The 2,427-nt window shown below is 70.5% G+C and carries 1 protein-coding gene and 1 pseudogene; one reads left to right on the forward strand and one right to left on the reverse strand.

The window, feature by feature from the left end; translation table 11 throughout:
* On the reverse strand, nt 1-2,008 hold a 2,008-nt coding region (locus tag EAD89_RS30060), incomplete at its 3' end, for a TIGR03960 family B12-binding radical SAM protein (protein WP_121678035.1).
* Nucleotides 2,009-2,169: 161 nt separating this feature from the next.
* On the opposite strand from EAD89_RS30060, the pseudogene EAD89_RS30065 reads away from it, so the two are divergent.
* Nucleotides 2,170-2,427 (forward strand): annotated as a pseudogene (locus EAD89_RS30065) (hypothetical protein); the annotation flags it as partial.

Below are 2,427 nucleotides of genomic sequence, written 5' to 3' on the forward strand. Positions count from 1 at the left end.
TGTGCGGCGTAGTCTCGTGGGCTCGGAGATGTGTAGAAGAGACAGCTTTGAGGCCCTTGATCGGGGTGAGGGGCAGGAGCTTCTTCCCGGTGGGGCCGATCTGGATCTCGGTGTCCATCGAAGGGCAGACGCCGCAGTCGAAGCACGGGGTCCACCGGCAGTCGTCCTGCTCGAACTCGCTGAGCGAATCCTGCCAGTCCTGCCAGAGCCAGTCCTTGTCCAGGCCCGAGTCCAGGTGGTCCCAGGGCAGGACCTCCAGCTCGTCGCGCTGCCGGGTGGTGTACCAGTCGAGATCCACCCCGAACGCCGGCAGCGTCTCGGCCGCCGCGTCCACCCAGCGCTGGTACGAGAAGTGCTCGCTCCAACCGTCGAACCGGCCGCCGTTCTCCCACACCTTGCGGATCACCGAGCCGACCCGACGGTCACCCCGGGACAGCAGCCCCTCGATCAGCGACGGCTCGCCGTCGTGGTAGCGGTAGCCGATCGCCCGGCCCAGCGAACGGTCCGAGTTGATCGCCTGCTTGAGGATCTTGAGGCGGTGATCGATGACCTCGGGGCGCTCCATCGGCGCCCACTGGAACGGGGTGTGCGGCTTGGGCACGAACCCGCCGATGGAGACCGTGCAGCGGATGTCCTTGGAGCCCGTGGCGGCCCGACCGGCCTTGATCACCTCGTGCGCCATGTCCGCGATCTCCAGGACGTCGGCGTCGGTCTCGGTGGGCAGGCCGCACATGAAGTAGAGCTTCACCTGCCGCCAGCCGTTGGTGTACGCGGTCACGACGGTGCGGATCAGGTCTTCCTTCGACACCATCTTGTTGATGACCTTGCGGATCCGCTCCGACCCGCCCTCGGGGGCGAAGGTCAGGCCGGTACGCCGGCCGTTGCGGGACAGCTCCTGCGCGAGGTCGATGTTGAACGCGTCCACCCGGGTCGACGGCAGCGACAGCGAGACGTTGGTGCCCTCGTACTGCTGGGCCAGGCCCGAGCACATGTCGCCGATCTCGGAGTGGTCGGCCGAGGACAGCGACAGCAGGCCCACCTCGTGGAAGCCGGAGAACTCCAGCCCCTCGCGCACCATCTGCCCGACCGTGGTGATCGACCGCTCGCGCACCGGTCGGGTGATCATGCCGGCCTGGCAGAACCGGCAACCCCGGGTGCAGCCCCGGAAGATCTCCACCGCGTACCGCTCGTGCACCGTCTCGGCCAGCGGAACGAGGGGCTTCTTCGGGTACGGCCAGGCGTCCAGGTCCATCGTCGTGCGCTTGTGCACCCGGAACGGCACGTCCGCCCGGTTCGGCACGACCCGCTGGATCCGCCCGTCGGGGAGGTAGTCCACGTCGTAGAAGCGCGGCACGTAGACGCTCTCGGTGCGGGCCAGCCGCAGCAGCAGCTCGTCGCGGCCACCGGGGGAACCCTCCGCCTTCCACTCCCGGACGATCGCCGTGATCTCCAGGACCGCCTCCTCGCCGTCGCCAAGAACGGCGGCGTCGATGAAGTCGGCGATCGGCTCCGGGTTGAACGCGGCGTGCCCACCGGCCACGATCACCGGGTCGGCGTCCGTGCGGTCGACGGCCAGCATCGGAATGCCGGCCAGGTCGATCGCGGTGAGCAGGTTGGTGTAGCCCAGCTCGGTGGAGAAGGAGATGCCGAACACGTCGAAGTCACGCACCGGGCGGTGCGCGTCGACGGTGAACTGCGGCACGCCGTGCGTGCGCATCAGGTTCTCCAGGTCCGGCCAGACCGCGTACGTCCGCTCGGCGAGGGTGTCGGGCAGCTCGTTGAGCACCTCGTAGAGGATCTGCACGCCCTGGTTGGGCAGGCCCACCTCGTACGCGTCGGGATACATCAGCGCCCAGCGCACGGTCGCCGCGTCCCAGTCCTTGACGACCGCCCCCAGCTCACCACCCACGTACTGGATGGGCTTCGAGACCTGCGGGAGCAGTGGCTCCAGCCGAGGCCAGACGGAATTGGTCGCGGCCGCGCGCGGCGTCGTGGACGGGGCACTCATGATGCCCAAGGGTACGCGCCCACCCGGCGGTGACCGCGCGCACGCCGCCCACGACGCTCCGAGCGCCATCGTTGGCGGTGCGCCGCCCCGCCGCGACGCCCGGTCGGCGGCGGTGGCGGGGCGGTACTAACCTCGGACCGGCGCGAGAGGAGATTGCCGCGATGCCGGAGCCCCAGCCGGGAGCAGGCCGTCCGGCCGACGGGAGCACCCCGGGCACGGAGCCGGACCGGGATCCGGCGGTCGCCGACGAGCCGACCTTCCGACCCGTACCGCCGGACCAGCCGGACCCCTCGGACCAGCCGCAACCCTCGGACCAGCCGCAACCACCGGACCAGGCCGAGCCGCCGACCGACCAGGCCGCCGGCGCCACCGCGGCCGGTGACCCGGGCGGCACCGGTCCGGCGGTACGGGTCGGAAGG

Source organism: Micromonospora sp. BL4, from assembly GCF_003667505.1.
In the GTDB taxonomy this organism is placed as follows: domain Bacteria; phylum Actinomycetota; class Actinomycetes; order Mycobacteriales; family Micromonosporaceae; genus Micromonospora.